Source organism: Vibrio sp. 10N.222.55.C6 (assembly GCF_041473395.1).
Lineage (GTDB): Bacteria > Pseudomonadota > Gammaproteobacteria > Enterobacterales > Vibrionaceae > Vibrio > Vibrio crassostreae_C.
Map to the genome: position 1 here is coordinate 1 of NZ_JBFRSD010000216.1, position 250 is coordinate 250.

General features: G+C 42.0%; 1 pseudogene. It reads left to right on the top strand.

Going from position 1 to position 250, the window contains the following annotated elements:
* Positions 1-250: pseudogene (locus AB4486_RS23315) on the top strand (porin); the annotation flags it as partial.

Here is a 250-nt window from a genome sequence, read left to right on the forward strand (position 1 = left end):
ACGACGCAGATTCTGGCGAAGTTAAATCAGCAAACAGTAGAAGCTTCTATGACGGCAATTGGTATATTTACGGTATGGAAGTAGAAAATACAGCAACTTACAAAGTCGATAACAACTGGTATCTACAAGTTGGTATGCCGATCGCTTGGGACTGGGATGAGCCGAACTACAACGGCGGTGATTGGAAGATGAAAAAAGTCACTTACAAACCTCAATTCCGTGTTGGTTATAATGCGGATATGGGATTAAC